At 49.7% G+C, this 18,402-nt stretch carries 15 protein-coding genes; 14 read left to right on the top strand and 1 reads right to left on the bottom strand.

The features are described from left to right. Positions 1-103: 103 nt before the first annotated feature. From uvrB to T320_RS11910, 8 genes are all read left to right on the top strand, one after another. A complete protein-coding gene (gene uvrB / locus T320_RS11945; protein WP_037356140.1) occupies positions 104-2,143 on the top strand; it encodes an excinuclease ABC subunit UvrB in 2,040 nt (679 codons plus the stop codon). Positions 2,144-2,168: 25 nt separating this feature from the next. Continuing rightward, a complete protein-coding gene (locus tag T320_RS11940) occupies positions 2,169-2,480 on the top strand; it encodes a DUF4258 domain-containing protein (protein ID WP_037356138.1) in 312 nt (103 codons plus the stop codon). Positions 2,481-2,487: 7 nt separating this feature from the next. After that, on the top strand, positions 2,488-2,718 hold the full coding sequence (locus tag T320_RS11935; RefSeq protein ID WP_037356135.1) for a type II toxin-antitoxin system MqsA family antitoxin: 231 nt from the start codon (positions 2,488-2,490) through the stop codon (positions 2,716-2,718). Between the two features lie 183 nt (positions 2,719-2,901). Continuing rightward, the gene (locus T320_RS11930; protein WP_037356132.1) at positions 2,902-3,621 is read left to right on the top strand and encodes an ion transporter; all 720 of its coding nucleotides are present in this window, start codon (positions 2,902-2,904) and stop codon (positions 3,619-3,621) included. A 17-nt stretch (positions 3,622-3,638) separates the two neighbouring features. After that, entirely contained in the window at positions 3,639-4,418 is a 780-nt protein-coding gene (locus T320_RS11925) for a hypothetical protein (RefSeq protein ID WP_037356129.1), read from the top strand. A gap of 34 nt (positions 4,419-4,452) precedes the next feature. Next, a complete protein-coding gene (gene uvrA, locus T320_RS11920; RefSeq protein ID WP_037356127.1) occupies positions 4,453-7,281 on the top strand; it encodes an excinuclease ABC subunit UvrA in 2,829 nt (942 codons plus the stop codon). A 368-nt stretch (positions 7,282-7,649) separates the two neighbouring features. Beyond that, positions 7,650-8,225: a tRNA 5-(aminomethyl)-2-thiouridylate-methyltransferase MnmM gene (locus tag T320_RS11915; protein WP_037356124.1), complete on the top strand. Its 576-nt coding sequence runs from the start codon at positions 7,650-7,652 to the stop codon at positions 8,223-8,225. Next, positions 8,226-9,755 (top strand): bifunctional metallophosphatase/5'-nucleotidase, encoded by a 1,530-nt coding sequence (locus T320_RS11910; protein WP_037356656.1) that lies wholly within the window; start codon positions 8,226-8,228, stop codon positions 9,753-9,755. A gap of 719 nt (positions 9,756-10,474) precedes the next feature. On the opposite strand, the gene serC is transcribed toward T320_RS11910, so the two are convergent. Further along, positions 10,475-11,566 carry a 3-phosphoserine/phosphohydroxythreonine transaminase gene (serC, locus tag T320_RS11905; protein ID WP_037356121.1) on the bottom strand — a complete coding sequence of 364 codons (1,092 nt, stop codon included), beginning with the start codon at positions 11,564-11,566 and terminating at the stop codon, positions 10,475-10,477. Positions 11,567-12,181: 615 nt separating this feature from the next. Here serC and trpD point away from each other — a divergent pair. The 6 genes from trpD to T320_RS11875 all read left to right on the top strand — a co-directional run bounded on the left by trpD (position 12,182) and on the right by T320_RS11875 (position 18,400). Further along, entirely contained in the window at positions 12,182-13,213 is a 1,032-nt protein-coding gene (gene trpD / locus T320_RS11900) for an anthranilate phosphoribosyltransferase (RefSeq protein WP_037356118.1), read from the top strand. Continuing rightward, positions 13,210-14,016, top strand: a complete 807-nt coding sequence (gene trpC / locus T320_RS11895; RefSeq protein WP_037356116.1) for an indole-3-glycerol phosphate synthase TrpC — start codon at positions 13,210-13,212, stop codon at positions 14,014-14,016. Before trpD ends, trpC begins: the two co-directional genes overlap by 4 nt. Then, positions 14,013-15,203: a tryptophan synthase subunit beta gene (trpB, locus tag T320_RS11890; protein ID WP_026761199.1), complete on the top strand. Its 1,191-nt coding sequence runs from the start codon at positions 14,013-14,015 to the stop codon at positions 15,201-15,203. The genes trpC and trpB overlap by 4 nt, the downstream gene beginning before the upstream one ends. Further along, on the top strand, positions 15,196-15,969 hold the full coding sequence (gene trpA / locus T320_RS11885) for a tryptophan synthase subunit alpha (RefSeq protein ID WP_037356113.1): 774 nt from the start codon (positions 15,196-15,198) through the stop codon (positions 15,967-15,969). The genes trpB and trpA overlap by 8 nt, the downstream gene beginning before the upstream one ends. 245 nt (positions 15,970-16,214) lie before the next feature. Then, the gene (locus tag T320_RS11880; RefSeq protein WP_197019430.1) at positions 16,215-17,384 is read left to right on the top strand and encodes an efflux RND transporter periplasmic adaptor subunit; all 1,170 of its coding nucleotides are present in this window, start codon (positions 16,215-16,217) and stop codon (positions 17,382-17,384) included. After that, positions 17,384-18,400: an HlyD family secretion protein gene (locus tag T320_RS11875; RefSeq protein ID WP_026761196.1), complete on the top strand. Its 1,017-nt coding sequence runs from the start codon at positions 17,384-17,386 to the stop codon at positions 18,398-18,400. Before T320_RS11880 ends, T320_RS11875 begins: the two co-directional genes overlap by 1 nt. The last annotated feature ends 2 nt before the right edge of the window (positions 18,401-18,402 follow it).

Genomic DNA, 18,402 nt, shown 5'->3' with positions numbered 1-18,402 from the left:
GCGAAAAGAGAAAATGACTGAGGCTCAATGGAATTCCATTGAGCCCTTTTAATCTTTGCGTTATAATGAAAGAATCCAAGAAAATCAGCAGGGAGGATGGACTATGGCTATGGTGCCGAAATTAAATACGATGCAGTTTGATAAAGAAATACCCTTCAAGGTAGTGGCTCCCTTCGAGCCCATGGGCGACCAGCCAAAAGCCATTGAGGATTTGGCGGCAGGCATCGAAAACGGCCAGCAGGCGCAGGTGCTTTTAGGCGCGACGGGCACCGGCAAAACCTATACCATTGCCAAGGTCATTGAGAAGGTGCAGAAGCCCACACTGGTCATTGCGCATAACAAGACATTGGCGGCACAGCTGGCCAGTGAGTTCAAGGCCTTCTTCCCGGAAAATTATGTGGGCTATTTTGTCAGCTACTATGACTACTATCAGCCGGAGGCCTATATTGCTTCTACGGACACCTATATCGAAAAGGATTCGTCCATCAATGATGAGATTGATGAACTGCGTCACTCGGCTACCTGCTCGCTGTTCGAGCGGCGGGATGTGATTATTGTCGCGTCTGTGTCCTGTATCTATGGTCTGGGTTCGCCGGAAAGCTACCATGAAATGGTCCTGTCCCTGCACAAGGGGCAGGAGGTGCCGCGGGAGGATATTTTGCACAAGCTGGTGCAGATTCGCTATGAGCGCAATGACATTGCCTTTGAGCGCGGTCGCTTCCGCGTGCGGGGCGATGTTATCGAAGTGTTCCCCGCAGGCTACAATAACCGGGCGGTACGCATTGAACTCTTCGGTGATGAGATTGACCGCATGGTGGAGTTCGATGTGGTGACAGGGGAAGTCTATGGCGAGCGCACCCATCTGATGGTCTTTCCTGCGTCCCATTATGTCACCGAAGACGAGGATATGAAGATTGCCATGCAGGATATCCGCGATGAGCTCGAGGTGCAGCTTAAGATGTTTCGCGAAAATGGCAAATTGCTCGAAGCTCAGCGCATTGAACAGCGCACCAACTACGATTTGGAAATGATGCAGGAAATGGGCTACTGTTCGGGCATTGAAAACTACTCCCGTCATTTGACGCACCGCAAGGCGGGCGAAGCGCCTTATACTCTGCTCGATTACTTTCCCGAAGATTTCCTGATTGTGGTGGACGAGTCCCATGTGACCCTGCCCCAAGTGCATGCCATGTATGCCGGGGACAGAAGCCGCAAGGTGTCCTTGGTGGAAAATGGCTTCCGACTGCCGTCAGCTTTTGACAACCGGCCGCTGACCTTTGAGGAATTTGCGGCCCGCATCAATCAGATTATCTATGTGTCGGCTACGCCGGGCAAGTACGAAAAGGAACAGGCCCAGCAGGTGGCCCAGCAGGTTATCCGTCCGACGGGACTCATTGACCCGGAAATCGAAGTGCGGCCATTGGAGGGACAGATTGATGATTTGCTGTCGGAAATCCGTCTGCGCATTGAGCGCAATGAGCGTGTGCTCGTCACGACCCTAACCAAGAAGATGGCGGAAAATCTCACGGATTTTCTGAAAGAGGCAGGTGTAAAGGTGCGCTATCTGCATTCCGATATTGCGACCATTGAGCGGGCGGAAATCATTCACGATTTGCGGGCCGGGGAATTTGATGTGCTGGTGGGTATCAATCTCTTGCGTGAAGGTCTGGATATGCCGGAGGTGTCTTTGATTGCCATACTGGATGCGGATAAGGAAGGTTTCCTGCGTTCTGATACGTCGCTGATTCAGATTATCGGCCGTGCCGCTCGCAATGCTAATGGTCGGGTCATTATGTATGCAGACCGGATAACGGATTCCATGAAGCGGGCCATGGATGAGACGGAACGCCGCCGGGAAATCCAGCAGGCCTACAACAAGGAGCACGGCATCGTGCCCAAGACGATTATCAAGCCGATTAAACCGTTGATTGAAACCACGCTGGTTGCGGAATCGGCGGCAAGTTATACTGCGGAGAATGGCAAGAAGAAGAAAAAACTCTCCAAGAAGGACAAGGAAAATCTCGTCAAGACGCTGCTGCGGGAAATGCAGCAGGCCTCCCGTGCTATGGAATTTGAGCGGGCGGCAGAGCTACGCGATATGATACTGGAACTTGATGGAACATTGCCAAAGGTAAAGGGCTAATGATAAAATATAGGGGAGATAATCATTGATAGAGATAAAAAAATTACAAGCTTATTATCAAGCTGATATGGTTTTTGTTACCGCGCATGCGGCAGAGCGATTTCGTCAAAGGGGAATACAGGCGAAAGACATAAGGCAAGCGGTCAACAATGGGGAAATCATCGAACAATATCCGGATGACTACCCATATCCAAGTTGTCTGATAATGGGTTTGTCGGTAAAGATGCAGACTATACATGTGGTTATGAGTGATGAAGGTAATTGCAGTAGAATTATCACGGCCTATTATCCTGATAAAGAAAAATGGGAAGATGATTTGAAAACTAGAAAGGTGTGATTGATATATGAATTGCTTAATGTGTAAATCTGGAACTATGCATCCGGCTGTGGACAGTTACTTTGCCAAGTTGAACGGTTGCTATGTCATTGTTGAAAATGTACCATGTTGGAAGTGTGAACAGTGCGGCGAGGTAGTGTATTCAGCTTCTGTTATGGAAAAAATTGATGACTTGCTGGAACATCTGGAAAAAATTGCAAGCAAAATTTTTATTGTGGATTATGAATCGGCGGCATGACAGCGGAAAGGAGTTGACTGGTAAAAGAGCCAGACAACTCCTTTAATTTGTCAAGGTAAGAGATATAGATAAATGCCTATTGTTAGCAGGATTTTTGATAATAATGTCGAATATCATTATCTCGAAATAAATGCGATGAGTTAGATGTCGAGGAATATATATCAGTTAAAGGGAAATTATGATATGAGAAAAAGGTTATATGAAATAATAGAGGTAGCAAGTCCTAATGATAAAATCAGCATAATCTATGATAAAATAATGATATTGTCGATTATAGTGAGTATTATCCCGATTGCATTTAAACAGCCACCTGTTTTCTTTGATTACACAGATGCATTTACAACAGCTTTGTTTATTACTGATTATATATTGAGATGGGGAACGGCCGACTTTAAGATGAATAAAAAGTCGGTAACTACATTTATAAAATATCCATTCACACTTTGGGCGATAATAGACCTTCTTTCGATACTACCGACAATTAGTTCCTTGAATAATGGGTTTAAGTTGTTCCGTGTATGCAGAGCATTTCGTGTTATTCGTGTATTTAAGCTTTTTAGATATTCTAAGGAAATAAAAATACTTGCTAGAGTTATTCAAATTTCCAAGAGGCCATTATTAACAGTGTTCTTTTTGGCAGTGGGCTATATTTTAATATCTGCTTTACTTATTTTTAATATAGAAGCGGATTCCTTTGAAACATTTTTTGATGCGATTTATTGGGCAACAGTTTCACTAACTACAGTTGGATATGGTGATATTTATCCGGTAACTACAGCGGGAAGAATCATAACGATGATTTCGTCTATGTTTGGTATTGCTGTTGTGGCACTACCATCAGGGATAATTACAGCGGGATATGTAGAAGCTCTGACTAATGGAAGAAAAGAAGAAAATGAATAAATAAGGAGGTCTGTAGTATGTTTTTGGATAATATATTTGGACTCTTTGCAAACGATAAGTTAGTAAATGATTTTCAAAATATTCTTTTTAATGAGCTGGTTCAAAAGCATGATGCGAGTATTGCATTGAGTAAAGCAATGTATTTTGCAGAACAAAATAATATGTCAGGTTTAGAAATCAAAAGAGGAAAGTTAAAATTCGCACAAGGGATAGAATCGTTTATGGAAAGACTAAACGGTATTTCTGCAAGAGATATGGAGGAACTAGTCAATTTGATTAAGAGCTTTCGTTTGGGAGAAAACGAGGAACAGGAAACTCTTAAGTTAGCGTTGAAAAAATGTTTGATTTTGATGGCTCAACAGGGCACGCCATATGAATTTGATAAAAATGAAATACCTCTTTCTATTGTATATAAGAATGGGGAGAAATTGTATTATGCTCATAGCGCTATAAATGTAAAGAAACGTAAGAAAACTGTTGGGGCTTATTTTTCTGGGCCTGTTGGAAGTATACAAATTTGCAAGGGACTGAAATATCGTGTCGGAAGTATGAATGTTTCAAGAAAAACTGTAGAAAGCTATGACACAAGCGATAAGGGGATTTTTTATATCACCAATATGAGAATTGGATATTTGGGGAATACGCAATTCTCTTTTGATCTGAAAAAACTTGTCAGTATTCAAAATGGAGAAGCTGGTTTGCTGATTTATAAGCAAGGTAGAGAGAATCCATTCATGGTTGCATTTGATGATTATGATGCTCCGTGTTCTATTCTTTCTTGTTTATTGAATCAGTAATCATATCGTATACTGATAATAAAGAGGTAATATAATGGAACAATTTATCAAAATAAAGGGCGCTCGTGCCCATAACTTAAAAAACATCAATGTGGATATCCCGCGGGATAAATTAGTGGTCGTTACCGGCCTGTCTGGTTCAGGGAAGTCCTCGCTGGCCTTTGATACGGTCTATGCGGAAGGTCAGCGGCGCTATGTGGAGTCGCTGTCCTCCTATGCCCGTCAGTTTTTGGGGCAGATGGATAAGCCGGATGTGGATAATATTGACGGACTTTCGCCGGCGATTTCCATTGACCAGAAGACCACGAGCCATAATCCGCGCTCGACGGTGGGCACGGTCACGGAAATCTATGACTATCTGCGCCTGCTCTTTGCCCGGGCGGGAAGGCCTCACTGTCCCAAGTGCGGCAAGCCCATTACCCAGCAGACGGTGGACCAGATGGTGGACCAGATAAAAGATTTGCCCGAGCGCACGAAGCTGCTCATCATGGCACAGGTCGTGCGGGGCAAGAAGGGCGAGCACCGCAAGATTCTCGACCATATCCGCCATGAAGGCTATGTGCGGGTGCGCATTGATGGGGAAATCTTCGATATCAACGATGATATCAATTTGGAGAAGAACAAGAAACATACCATTGAAGTCGTGATTGACCGTTTGGTGGTGCGCGATGGCATGGACCAGCGGCTGGCTGATTCCCTTGAAACCGCGCTCAAACTGGGCGAAGGTGTGGTCTATGTGCAGGTGGTGGACGGCGAGACGCTGATGTTCAGCGAGAACTTCGCCTGCGTGGACTGCGGCATCAGCCTGCCGGAAATCACGCCGCGCATGTTTTCTTTTAACAGTCCGTTTGGGGCCTGCCCGGTGTGTATGGGGTTGGGCAGCCATATGGAATTTGACGAGGAACTTGTGATTCCCGACCCGAAGCTGTCGGTGGGCAGCGGTGTCTTTGCGCCGCTGTCCAAGAATGTCCATTCCTATGCCATGTGTGCTATGGGCGCTGTGCTCAAGGATTATGGCTATGACCTCGATACGTCCTGGAAGGATATGGACAAAAAGACGCAGAAGGTACTGCTCTACGGTTCCAAAGACGAAAAATTCCGCTTCCATTACACCAATATGTTCGGTGAAAACAAGGAATATAATGTGGAATTTGAGGGCGTTATGCCCCTGCTGGCCCGTCGTTACCACGAAACGGATTCCGACGAAATGCGGGAGTCCTATGAAAACTACATGACCGAGATTCCCTGCTCGGCCTGTCATGGTGCGCGCTTAAAGCCGGAAACGTTGTCGGTTCTGGTCGGCGGCAAGAATATCCATGAAGTGACAGATATGAATATCCGGGAGGCCGAGAATTTTTTCCAGAATTTGGAATTGACGCCGCGGGAGGCCAAGATTGCCAAACAGATTTTGAAGGAAATCCATGCGCGGCTGAACTTCCTCTTAAATGTCGGTTTGGATTATCTGACGTTGTCGCGGGCGGCAGGTACGCTCTCCGGCGGCGAGGCCCAGCGCATCCGTTTGGCTACGCAGATTGGCTCGGGGTTGCAAGGCGTGCTCTATGTACTCGACGAGCCAAGTATCGGCCTGCATCAGCGGGACAACAACCGCCTGCTCGAAACCCTTAAAAATCTGCGGGATTTGGGCAATACCCTGCTTGTCGTCGAACATGATGAAGACACGATGTATGCCGCTGACCATATCATTGATATCGGTCCGGGCGCCGGTGAACATGGCGGTCAGGTCGTTGCGCAGGGGACGGCGCAGGAAATCATGCAGGTGCCCGAATCGGTGACGGGGCAGTACCTTTCCCGCAAGAAATTTATTCCCGTTCCTGCCCGCCGACGTCCGGGCAATGGCAAATGCTTGGAAGTTGTAGGGGCTGCGGAAAACAATCTCAAGGATATCAATGTGAAGTTCCCGTTGGGAACCTTGACGCTCGTAACGGGCGTGTCCGGTTCGGGCAAGAGTACACTCGTCAACGAGATTCTCTATAAGGGCATTGCTTCGCGGCTCTACCATGCCAAGGGCAAGCCGGGCAAACATAAGAAAATCAAGGGCTTGGAGCATATCGACAAGATTATCGATATCGACCAGCAGCCCATTGGTCGCACGCCGCGTTCCAATCCGGCCACTTATACCGGCGTTTTTGATGCGATTCGGGAGTTGTTCAGTCAGACCAGTGAGTCCAAAGTGCGCGGGTATAAGGCTGGGCGGTTCAGCTTTAACGTCAAGGGCGGCCGCTGTGAGGCTTGTAAGGGAGACGGCATTTTGAAGATTGAAATGCACTTTCTGCCGGATGTCTATGTGCCCTGCGAGGTCTGCAAGGGAGCGCGGTATAATCGTGAAACGCTCGAAGTCCGCTACAAGGGCAAGACCATTGCCGATGTGCTCGATATGACGATTGATGAAGCGGTGGTGTTCTTTGCCAATGTGCCGAAGATTGCCCGCAAGCTGCAGGTGATTCAGGATGTGGGCTTAGGCTATATCAAGCTGGGCCAGCCGGCAACTACATTGTCCGGCGGTGAGGCACAGCGCGTAAAATTGGCTACGGAACTGTCGCGCCGCAGTACGGGCAAGACGCTTTATATTTTGGATGAACCGACTACAGGTCTGCATTCAGCGGATATTCATAAGCTGCTAGGCATTTTGCAGCGGCTGGTGGATGGTGGCGATACAGTCGTGGTCATTGAGCATAATCTCGATGTGATTAAGACGGCAGATTATATTATCGATTTGGGGCCGGAAGGCGGCGATAAGGGCGGTACTATTGTGGCTGCGGGGCGGCCGGAAGATATCGTCAAAGTTTCTGCATCCTATACAGGGAAGTTTTTGAAGCCTTTGCTGGAAGAGAAAAATGAATAGTATGCACCATCGGTTTCGTGGTGATTGACGCCCGGCAGGGACATTGCCTGTCATTCGCTATGGTATTTAGCTAAAAACGATTTTTGCCTTTCAATTAAGTATCTGTAAAAATCAAAACTCGCTCTGCTCAGACAGTAGATTTTTACCGATAATATTGCGGTAGGCAAAAATCGTTTTTTACGCTAAGCACCATACGCTACTGACAGGCAATGTCCCCGCCGGGCTTAATGCATAATAACTATATGGTTAATAACTAAGGCTTAAATCCAAAACGCAATCTCAATTTTTAATCCTTACGCTTTAATGTAGTTGCGGAATTGTTATTTTTTGTTAGAATAGGAGAGGTGAGGGAAAGGACGGTGAGGTATGTGCAAACAGTCAGCAATGTGCTGAATTTGGTTAAGGCGGCAATATTACCAGCTTTGGCTAAGGCTAAAGTGGTGGTAGATGCTACGGCGGGCAATGGCAACGATACGTTGTTTTTGGCCGAGCATACTGGTGATGAGGCAAAAATTTATGCCTTTGATATTCAGCAGGCGGCGCTGGATAATACCCGGATGAAGACGGCAGCTTATGCGCAGAGGATTGTGTATGTGCTGCGCAGTCATGCGGAGCTTGATTGTGTTGTGGCGGAAGATATTGACCTGGCCATGTTCAATCTGGGGTATCTGCCGGGCGAGGGGCATAATGTTACCACCCAGGTTGAAAGTACCAGGGAAGCGCTCAGGCAGGTGCTGGCGAAATTGAGCCTAAATGGTGTCTGCGTGCTGGTGGTTTATCCCGGCCATGAAGCAGGGGAACAGGAAGCGGCAATGTTGGAGGATTATCTGTCTGCATTGGTGAAGCAGGATTATACGGTGGGCTGTTACCGCCTGCTCAACCATAGCAGGACGGCCCCTTACGCCTATGTGGTGGAAAAAGTGCGCAAAAGGAGCGAGGATTAAATGTTTAACTGGAAAAAGAAATTAGCGGCAGCATTGCTGGGCATGGTGCTGGCTTTGCCGTTGCCGGCCTATGCATCGGTGCAGAAGGATGGGGTGCATATCACGGTGCTCCATACCAATGATATGCATGCTCGTGTGCAGAGTACGGATGATGAAGGCAAGACCATTGGTATGGACTGGCTGGCCGGTGCAATTTGGAGCCAGAAGGGTGCCGATGCGGATTCGCTGGTGCTCGATGCCGGAGATACCTTTCATGGTGTGACGTTAATCAACCTCAGCCGGGGCAGCAATATGGCCATGCTGATGAATCTGTCCGGCTATGATGCCATGACACCGGGAAATCATGATTTTAACTTTGGCAGCCAGCGGCTGGTGGAACTGGCCAGTATGTTGAATTTTCCTGTGCTGAGTGCAAACCTCATGGATAAGGAGCAGAAGCAGTATGTCTTCCGCCCTTATAAGAGCTATGAGTTTAATGGCGTCAAGGTAGCGGTGGTGGGACTGACTACGCCGGAAACTGCCTATAAGACCAACCCGTTCAATGTAAAAGAGGTTGCTTTTGCTGACCCTATTGCGGTGGCCAAAGAACTGGTGCCGAAGCTGCGGGCAACGCATGATGTGGTAATCGGCCTTGTGCATATCGGGATTGATAAGAGCTCAGTGGTGACTACGGACCAGATTGTTAAGGCGGTGCCGGGCTTTGATGTCATCATTGACGGCCACAGTCATACGAGCCTGCCCAAAGGTATGAAGGTGGGTAAGACGTTGATTTGTCAGACCGGTTGGCATGGTCATGCCCTGGGCAAAGTGGAACTGGTGGTAAAAGACCATAAACTGCATAAGGTACATGCTTCCTTGTTAAATCGTCAGGGCGTAGAAAAACTGGCGCAAAAGCCGGATGAAGGTGTAGCGCAGGCTTTGCAGGAAATCAATACGCAGGTGAAAATGGAAACCGAAACCGTAGTGGCTGAAAGTCCGCGGGAACTTAACGGTGCGCGGGAGATTGTGCGTACGCAGGAGTCGGAACTGGGCAACCTTACTGCGGATGCTCTGCGGCAGGCAACGGGCGCGGATGCAGCTGTGGTCAATGGCGGTGGCCTGCGTACCAGCCTTCCCGCAGGAAAGATTACCAAGGGTGACGTGCTGAATATTTTCCCGTTTAACAATCGGGTGATAACTTTGGCGGTGGACGGCAAAACGCTCAAGTCCATGCTGGAATTATCCGTGCAGTATCTGCCGGCGACTTTTGGTGGCTTTTTGGATGTCAGCGGCATGACCTTTACGGTAGATACCAAGGCACCTGCAGGTAAGCGTGTAAGTGAAATCAAGGTGCAGGAACAGCCGTTAGAGGAGAGTAAAATCTATACGTTGGCGCTTAATGATTTCACCGCGGCCGGAGGCGATGGTTATGATATGCTGAAGGGCGCACAGATGAAAGGTGACTTTGGACCGCTGGAAAGCATTTTTGTGGAGTATTTGCAGAAAAATGGGCTGCAGGGGATTGAGCTTGGACGCATTACAATGAAGTAACATTTATATACTAAGACGCCCGGTGGTTGAAGAATTTTTCAGCCACCGGGCTTTTTCGTAAATTACAATTTGCCAGTACGTGCTGAAATTTTTTGTTACAGCTCAGTTTGGGCGGAGGTGGTAATACTTTTCGCCGTTGCACTGAATGACCCACAAGTAAATATATGGGCTTTTTAGTTACCTGCGCCGGGCAAGACCGGCGGCGCGTATGTTCAGCTCAGTGTTTAGTTTATGCTGTTTGTGGGCCAGTCCTCACTGCGTTCGGACAGTCGTTCCACGGCGAAAAGCATCACCACCTCCGCCCTAAGCGATGTCCGTATAAGACGGTATTTTCGTGGTGACAAGCGGCAAGAACATCGATGTTCTTGTTACGGGAGAGACGAGTTCGTGGCAATTGCCTAATTCGTAACTTGGGGCGAACGAGGGAGTGATTTTTCTGTAGGGAGCGACTGCCTGAACGAAGTGAAGGCCGGCCCCTGTAGAAATCAGCTAAGCAAATACGTTGAAAGCAGCGCCGTTGGCCTGCCCGGCGCGAGTAACTGGACAGCTCTATCTGGCGAAGGGGTCGTTTAGCGGAAAACAGAAAAATTACTCCCTCGTTTGCCCCTGACAACGTATGAACATGGGACCTTTATCACGAACTGAACTCTCCTACAAACTGCAATTGCAACTTAAAAACTGACCCGTCAATTGACGAGTCAGTTATGAAAACAGGGAACTTATGCGTTTTCTTTGCGGAATTTATCCATGAACTGGGCGAGTTTTTCAGCGCCTTCATAGGGCATGGCGTTGTAGATGGAAGCGCGCATGCCGCCGACACTGCGGTGGCCTTTGACACCGCTAAGGCCCTGCTCTAAAGCTTCTTTTACGAATTTTGCTTCGAGTTCTTCAGAAGGCAGGCGGAAGGTCACGTTCATGAAGGAACGGCTGTCCTTGTCAGCATGGCCTTTGTAGAAACCGTCGGAATTGTCGATGGCATCGTAGACCACAGCGGCTTTCTTCTTGTTGCGCTTTGCCATTTCCTCAAGTCCGCCTTCAGCCTTAATCCAGGCGGCAACTTTGCCGACCATGTAGATGCAGAAAGCAGGCGGCGTGTTGTAGAGGGAATCCTTTTCGAGGAAGGTGCTGTAGCGGAACATGGTCGGCAGAGTCTTAGGGCTCTTGGCGAGCAGTTCTTTTTTGGCAACGACGAGCACGACACCAGCAGGGCCTAAGTTCTTCTGCACGCCGGCGTAGATGAAGTCGAATTTCTTGAAGTCGAGCGGGCGGGAGAGCATATCTGAGGACATGTCCGCAAAGAGGGGCACGCCGTTTGTTTCAGGGATGTAGTGATATTCCGTACCATAAATGGTGTTGTTGTAGCAAAGGTGTACGTAGGCAGCATTCGGATTGATTTTGAGTTCTTCCTGAATAGGAATATGCTTGAAATCTCTGTCCTTGCTGGAAGCGGCGATTTCGCCTACGCCTAAGAGTTCCGCTTCTTTGTAGGCTTTGGAGGCAAAACTGCCGGACAGGACATAGCTGCCGGGATGGTCTTTGCTTGCAAAATTCAGCGGAATCATGGCGAATTGCTGGCTGGCGCCGCCCTGGCAGAACAGAACTTCGTAATCGTCGCCGAGGCCCATGAGTTCCTTGATATCGGCTTTGGCCTGCGCATGTACGGCGGCATAGGGTTTAGCGCGGTGGCTGATTTCCAGAATGGACATGCCGCTGTCACCGAAGTTTAAGAATTCTGCCTGTGTTTCCTTGAGTACCGACAGGGGCAGGGTAGCCGGGCCGGGGTTAAAGTTATATACGCGATTTGCTTCCATGGAGTACCTCCTAAAAGTAAAAAACTTACAATGTTACATATAGCGGATATTTTTCTTTATTTTACCCCTAATTTTTTATAAAAGCAAGGGCAAAAACAAATATTGTTTCTCTATAAAATACAGATGATGAAGCTGGAAAGATAAATTTTACAGATTTACGAAAAATATCTTGACATACCTGCGGAATAATGATAAGCTTACATCAATTTCAAAATTAAACAATAAGGAACTGCGATAAATAATATTGTAAGATTATTTTATCGTAGTGACCTAAACCGATGAAGCGGAGATAACGGCTTTTACGCCTTTACAGAGAGCCTGCGTTGCTGGAAGTCAGGCAAGAAACGAATTGTCAAATGGACCGCCGAGGGTGCAGTCAAATGGTTTGACCTGTCAGGCCAGAGTATTCTGCAACGTGAGGAACGCGTGAGTTTCCGGGGATATGGTTGTATCCTGCAAAGCGCATGGCCAAAAGCCATGAAAACAAGGTGGCACCGCGGATAGTGTGAAAACTTTTCGTCCTTGATAGAATGGATAGTTCTGTCAAGGGCGTTTTCTATTGCCTGAGTTATGGCAGAACCGTGCCGGAGTTTTTGTATCGAAGGAGGATTTACCATGATTGAGCAGGCTATTGTAAAGATTGTCAGCAAAGAGGATTTGACTTACGATGAAGCTTATGCCGTGATGAATGAGATTATGAGCGGCAAGACTAGTCCTACGCAGAATGCTGCGTTTCTGGCGGCACTTTCCACCAAGAGTGCCCGCGCGGAAACCACGGAAGAAATCGCCGGTTGTGCGGCGGCGATGCGTGACCATGCGACGAAGGTGGACACGGGCATGGATATCTGCGATATCGTCGGCACGGGCGGCGACCATTCCCAGAGCTTCAATATCTCGACTACGGCAAGTTTAGTTGCAGCTGCGGGCGGCGTAAAAGTGGCCAAGCATGGCAACCGGGCAGCATCTTCCAAATGCGGTACGGCAGATTGTCTGGAGGCGCTGGGCGTAAATATCGAGCAAAGCCCGGAGATGTGCAAGAAACTTCTCGATGAAGTGGGCATGTGTTTCTTCTTTGCGCAGAAGTATCACACCTCGATGAAATATGTCGGCGCTATCCGCAAGGAACTCGGTGTGCGGACGGTGTTCAATATCCTTGGCCCGCTGACCAATCCTGGCAGCCCGACCCGTCAGCTCTTGGGGGTTTATGATGAATACCTCGTGGCACCGCTCGCGCATGTGCTCAGCAGTCTTGGTGTTAAACGGGGCATGGTGGTTTACGGCAAGGATAAATTGGATGAGATTTCCCTGTCAGCGCCCACGGCGGTTTGCGAAATCCGCGATGGCTGGGTCAAGGCTTATACCATTAAGCCAGAGGACTTCGGCATGGAGCGCTGCACGAAGGACGATTTGGTGGGCGGCACGCCCGCAGAAAACGCCGCGATTACCCGCAGTATTTTGCAGGGCGAACGCGGGCATAAACGCAATGCCGTGCTCCTAAACGCTGGAGCGGCGCTCTATATTAACGACAAGGCACCGACTTTGGTGGAGGGCGTAAAGCTGGCGGTAGAGCTTATTGACTCCGGCAAGGCCATGGAAACTTTGGAGAAGTTTGCCGCTATAAGTCAGAAAGTGCAGGCGGTGGCATGAATGTATTAGAGCGATTAGCAGGTTACGCCCGCGAACGGGTGGAGGCAGCGAAAGAAGAAAAGCCGCTCGCGCAAATCCGTGAGGAAGCAATGGCTTTGCCCAAAGGGGATTTTGCCTTTGAACAGGCCTTGCGGAAAGGAAAACTGTCCTTTATTTGCGAATGCAAGAAGGCTTCGCCGTCTAAAGGACTTATTGCGCCGGACTTTCCCTATTTGCAGATTGCCAAGGAATACGAGGCTGCTGGCGCTGATGCAATTTCCGTGTTGACGGAGCCACGCGAGTTTTTAGGCAGTGATGCTTATCTGCAGGAGATTGCGGCGGCGGTGAACATTCCCTGCCTGCGCAAGGATTTCACCGTGGATGAATATATGATTTATGAAGCCAAACTTTTAGGCGCGGCAGCGGTGCTCCTGATTTGCTCCCTGCTGACGGAGGGGCAGATTCGGAAATACTTGGCCATCTGCGATAAGCTGGGGCTGTCAGCGTTGGTGGAAGCCCATGATGAAGCAGAAGTCAAGATGGCCTTAAATGCGGGGGCGCGGATAATCGGCGTCAATAACCGCAACCTCAAGGATTTTTCCGTAGACCTCAATAATAGTGTCAACTTGCGTGAACTCGTGCCTGCAGATATTATTTTTGTAGCCGAAAGCGGCATCAAGGATGCAGAAGATGTCAAAGCCGCTGTGAAGATGGGTGCCAGTGCCGTGTTGGTGGGAGAAGCCCTGATGCGGGCAGAAGATAAGAATGGAAAACTAGCGGAGTTTTATACCGCTGCGGATAGAGTAAAGGAGAGTTTGCAATGACCAATCCTCAGGGGAGATTTGGCATTCATGGCGGGCAGTACATTCCCGAAACCTTGATGAATGCCGTTATCGAATTAGAAGAAGCCTATAACCACTATAAAAATGACCCGCAGTTCCAAAAGGAACTTACGGAACTCTTAAACGACTATGCCGGCCGTCCATCACGGCTTTACTACGCGGAGAAGATGACCCGCGACTTGGGCGGGGCGAAAATCTATCTCAAGCGCGAGGACTTAAATCATACTGGTGCCCATAAAATCAACAATGTGCTGGGACAGGCACTCCTCGCGAAAAAGATGGGCAAGACCCGCCTGATTGCCGAAACCGGCGCGGGCCAGCATGGTGTGGCTACGGCTACGGCGGCGGCACTTATGGGCATGGATTGTGTAGTCTTTATGGGCAAGGAGGACACGGAGCGGCAGGCGCTCAATGTCTACCGTATGCGCCTGCTCGGGGCAAAGGTCGTAGCGGTTACTTCCGGTACGGCAACGCTTAAAGATGCCGTATCTGAAGCCATGCGCGAATGGACGACCCGCATCAGCGATACCCATTATTGCTTAGGTTCTGTTATGGGGCCGCATCCGTTCCCGACGATTGTCCGCGACTTTCAGGCGGTTATCTCGCAGGAAATCAAAAGTCAGATGTTAGAGAAAGAAGGCCGCCTGCCAGATGCGGTGCTGGCCTGTGTAGGCGGCGGTTCCAACGCCATCGGCAGTTTCTATCATTTTATTGAGGATGAGCAGGTACGGCTGATTGGCTGTGAAGCTGCTGGCCGGGGCATTGATACCTTTGAAACGGCGGCGACCATCAATACAGGACGTGTGGGGATTTTCCACGGCATGAAATCCTATTTCTGTCAGGATGAAAACGGTCAGATTGCACCGGTGTATTCCATTTCAGCGGGCCTTGACTATCCCGGTGTTGGCCCGGAACATGCCCACCTGCATGATATCGGGCGGGCAGAGTATGTGGCGATTACTGATGATGAAGCGGTGGAGGCGTTTGAATATCTCTCGCGGACGGAGGGCATTATCCCGGCGATTGAGTCCTCCCATGCCATCGCCCATGCCATGAAACTGGCACCGCAGCTGGACAAGGACAAAATCATCGTTGTAACGGTATCCGGACGGGGCGACAAGGACTGTGCCGCTATTGCCCGCTATCGGGGGGAGGATATTCATGAGTAATATTGCAAACGCATTCAAAAACGGCAAAGCCTTTATACCCTTTTTTACCTGCGGTTTTCCCGATATGGAAACGAGCAAGGCCGCGATTAAAGCGGCTGTGGATAACGGCGCTGACCTTATCGAACTGGGGATTCCCTTCTCTGACCCCACCGCCGAAGGGCCGGTAATTCAGCGTTCCACATTGGGCGCGCTAAAAAATGGCGTCAATACCAACAAGATTTTCAAAATGGTCAAAGAACTGCGGCAGGAAGTCAAGGTTCCGCTGGTCTTTATGACCTATGCCAATGTGGTGTTCTCCTATGGCGGGGAGGATTTCTTTGCCAAATGTCAGGAAGTCGGCATTGATGGCCTTATCCTGCCGGACTTGCCCTATGAGGAAAAAGAGGAATTTTCCGCACTTAGCGAAAAGTACGGCGTGGATTTGATTTCCATGATTGCGCCGACGTCCCATGAGCGCATCGCCATGATTGCCAAGGAAGCCACGGGCTTTATCTATGTGGTCAGCAGTCTGGGGGTTACCGGCGTGCGTAAGGAAATCACCACGAATCTGACGGAAATGGTCGAGGAAATCCGCAAGGTTACGGATGTGCCCTGTGCCATTGGCTTTGGTATCGCCAATCCTGACCAGTCCAAACGCATGGCACAGATTGCTGACGGCGTGATTGTGGGGTCGGCGATTGTGAAATTGCTCGAAAAATACGGGAAGGATGCGCCGGAGTATGTGGGTGCTTATGTGAAGTCTATGCATCCGCGAAATCTGCTGTAAGTTCCAAATTGTAGCCAGAAGATAGAATCACACTGGGATTAGCTGGCTAGGCTGAGCTGCCCGTTGACATGTCAAATTGACTTGTCAACGGGTTTTTCTTATGTGCAGGAATCTGGAATGATGTCCTAAAAGCAGGAATTTTACGAATTAAAGAGAAAATTATTAACTAATAAAGATAATTTTATATTTTTATAGAATAGGGGAAACACCGCGGAGAAATGGATTGGGAAAGGATATAGATGATTATGAAAAAATATTTTTATATTGGTATTGTCGTTATCCTCATGATATCCCTGGCTATTGTTGGTTATGGGGCATGGCTTAATTACAGTGATGAGAATCAGATAGCCAGTCGCATGGACAACAGAACGCTGCAGCTCAAGGCGGCCAAGGCGGAAGTTCGGGAGATGCAGCCCATCATTACCATGGAGACGGTGCGCTTTGTCAGTGAGCGTATGACGGATGCGGTGGCCCTTACGGATGGACGTATCCTGCAGTGGTATGTGGAGAAGAACAGCAACGTGAATAAGGGGCAGGTATTGCTCTCCATGGCTAATGACCAGATTCCGTTGAAGATACAGCAGGCAACCAGTGCGGTAAGCCGCGCTGAGGCAGCTCTGGCGCAGGCCAATAGCTCATACCGTCGGCAGCAACGGCTTATGGCCAAGGATGCTACTTCCCATGAGAAATACGAGGAGGCAGAGGCCCGCTACCTGGCTGCCAAGGAGGCCCTGCGCGAGGCTGAAAGCCAGCGGGATCAGTATCTGGTGCAGAAGAATTGGCTCTCTGTGACTTCACCGGTGGATGGGGATGTGCTCCTTATCTATCAGCGGGAAGGTGCTTATGTACAGGCGGGTACGCCCGTGGCGCTGGTGGGCAATTTCGACCGGCTGACCTTCGCACTGACGGTAGCAGACAGCAGTACCCGCCGAATGGAGCTGGGAGAGTCTTTCGAACTGAAATTCCCCAACCGCTGGAGTATGGGCAAGGCTTATGATACGGAGTTTGGCGCTGGCAATCAGGGCTGGAATCAGAAGGTGAAGGCGACGCTCCGGGAAATCGTGCCGCCGCTGTCCGAGCCTGCTGATGTGCGGCGGGCTGTATGGGAAGTGGACAACCGCACGCATCTGTTGGAGCCGCTGACCTATACGGGCGTCATTATGCAGGCTGTTAATCCCTATAAGTGCCTGACCGTGCCATTGAGCTCCATGTATGACAACGCGCGCAATGCGGTTTTTGTCGTGGATGGAGACGGCATTATCCATCTGCGTTCCGTGGTGACCGGAGCGGATGATGACAAGTATATCGAGATACGCGAGGGCCTGGCTGAAGGAGATATCGTGCTAGTGGGCAACTTCGAGGGCCTGGAGGATGGCATGAAGGCGGAAATCGTGCTGGAAGGGGAGAATAGCTGATGGACAAGCAGGAAAAGGATAATAAATCCCCAGAGGGCGCAGCAGAGCGCTGGACGCGCAGCAACAATCAGATTTTCAGCCAGGAGGCGCTGGACAAGATGCGCTCCCCGGAGAAACTGGATACGGTGCTGCCCATCACCACCCCACTCGGTTGGATGGGACTGGTGGCAGTAGCAGTAATGGTTTTTGCGGTGGTTATCTGGTCTGTTTTTGGTTCCTTTACCGTCAAGGCTGACGGCATGGGGCTTATCATGGATGTTTCCGGCGTGGCAAAGATTTCCACGGTATCCGGCGGCACCATTGATGAACTCTTTGTCCGTCCCGGTGTCAAGGTGAAAAAAGGGGAGATTGTCGCGCATCTTTACCAGTCCCAGGAGACAACGGCTGCCCGCATGGCCCAGTATGGGCCGGAGCTGGCTGCCAACAGCCGGGATGCAGTGAACCGGGTGCATGAGTTCGATTCGCGGCGCAATCAGAAGGAGGCGGCGGAGTATATTCACTCCCCCTATGACGGTACTGTGAGTGAAGTCCTCGTGGCTGCCGGTTCCGTGGTAGGCGGCGGGGTGCCCATCGTCAACGTGCGCGTGGAAAATACCAGCGGCGACCTTCGAGGCGTGCTCTATATCCCCGTGGACAAGGGCGGCAAGCGGGTGGAGAAAGGACAGACAATCCAGCTGGCCCCCAATGGCGTGGATGTTTCCCAGTCGGGCAGCTTGCTGGGCATTGTGCGCTCTGTCTCCGAGTATCCCATTTCGCCGCAGGCCATGCAGAAGGAACTCGGCAACGAACAACTGGCGCAGTGGATTCTCCAAAGTCAGCAAAGTGCTGTGATGGAAGTGAACTTTGATTTGGTGAAAGACCCCGGGTCGCAGTCGGGTTATCTTTGGACTTCTTCCGTAGGCGAGCATAAGCCTATAACACCGGGCAGTTTCTGCACCGGCTCCATCATCATCGAGCGGCGTCCGCCCATCGAGAAGGTTTTCTATAAATTGAGCCAATGGCTGAGGAACAGGTGAGG

It is taken from the genome of Selenomonas sp. FC4001, assembly GCF_000701565.1.
In the GTDB taxonomy this organism is placed as follows: domain Bacteria; phylum Bacillota; class Negativicutes; order Selenomonadales; family Selenomonadaceae; genus Selenomonas_A; species Selenomonas_A ruminantium_B.
Note: the sequence above shows the minus strand (reverse complement) of the source record. Positions and strands in the feature narration are given on the sequence as shown.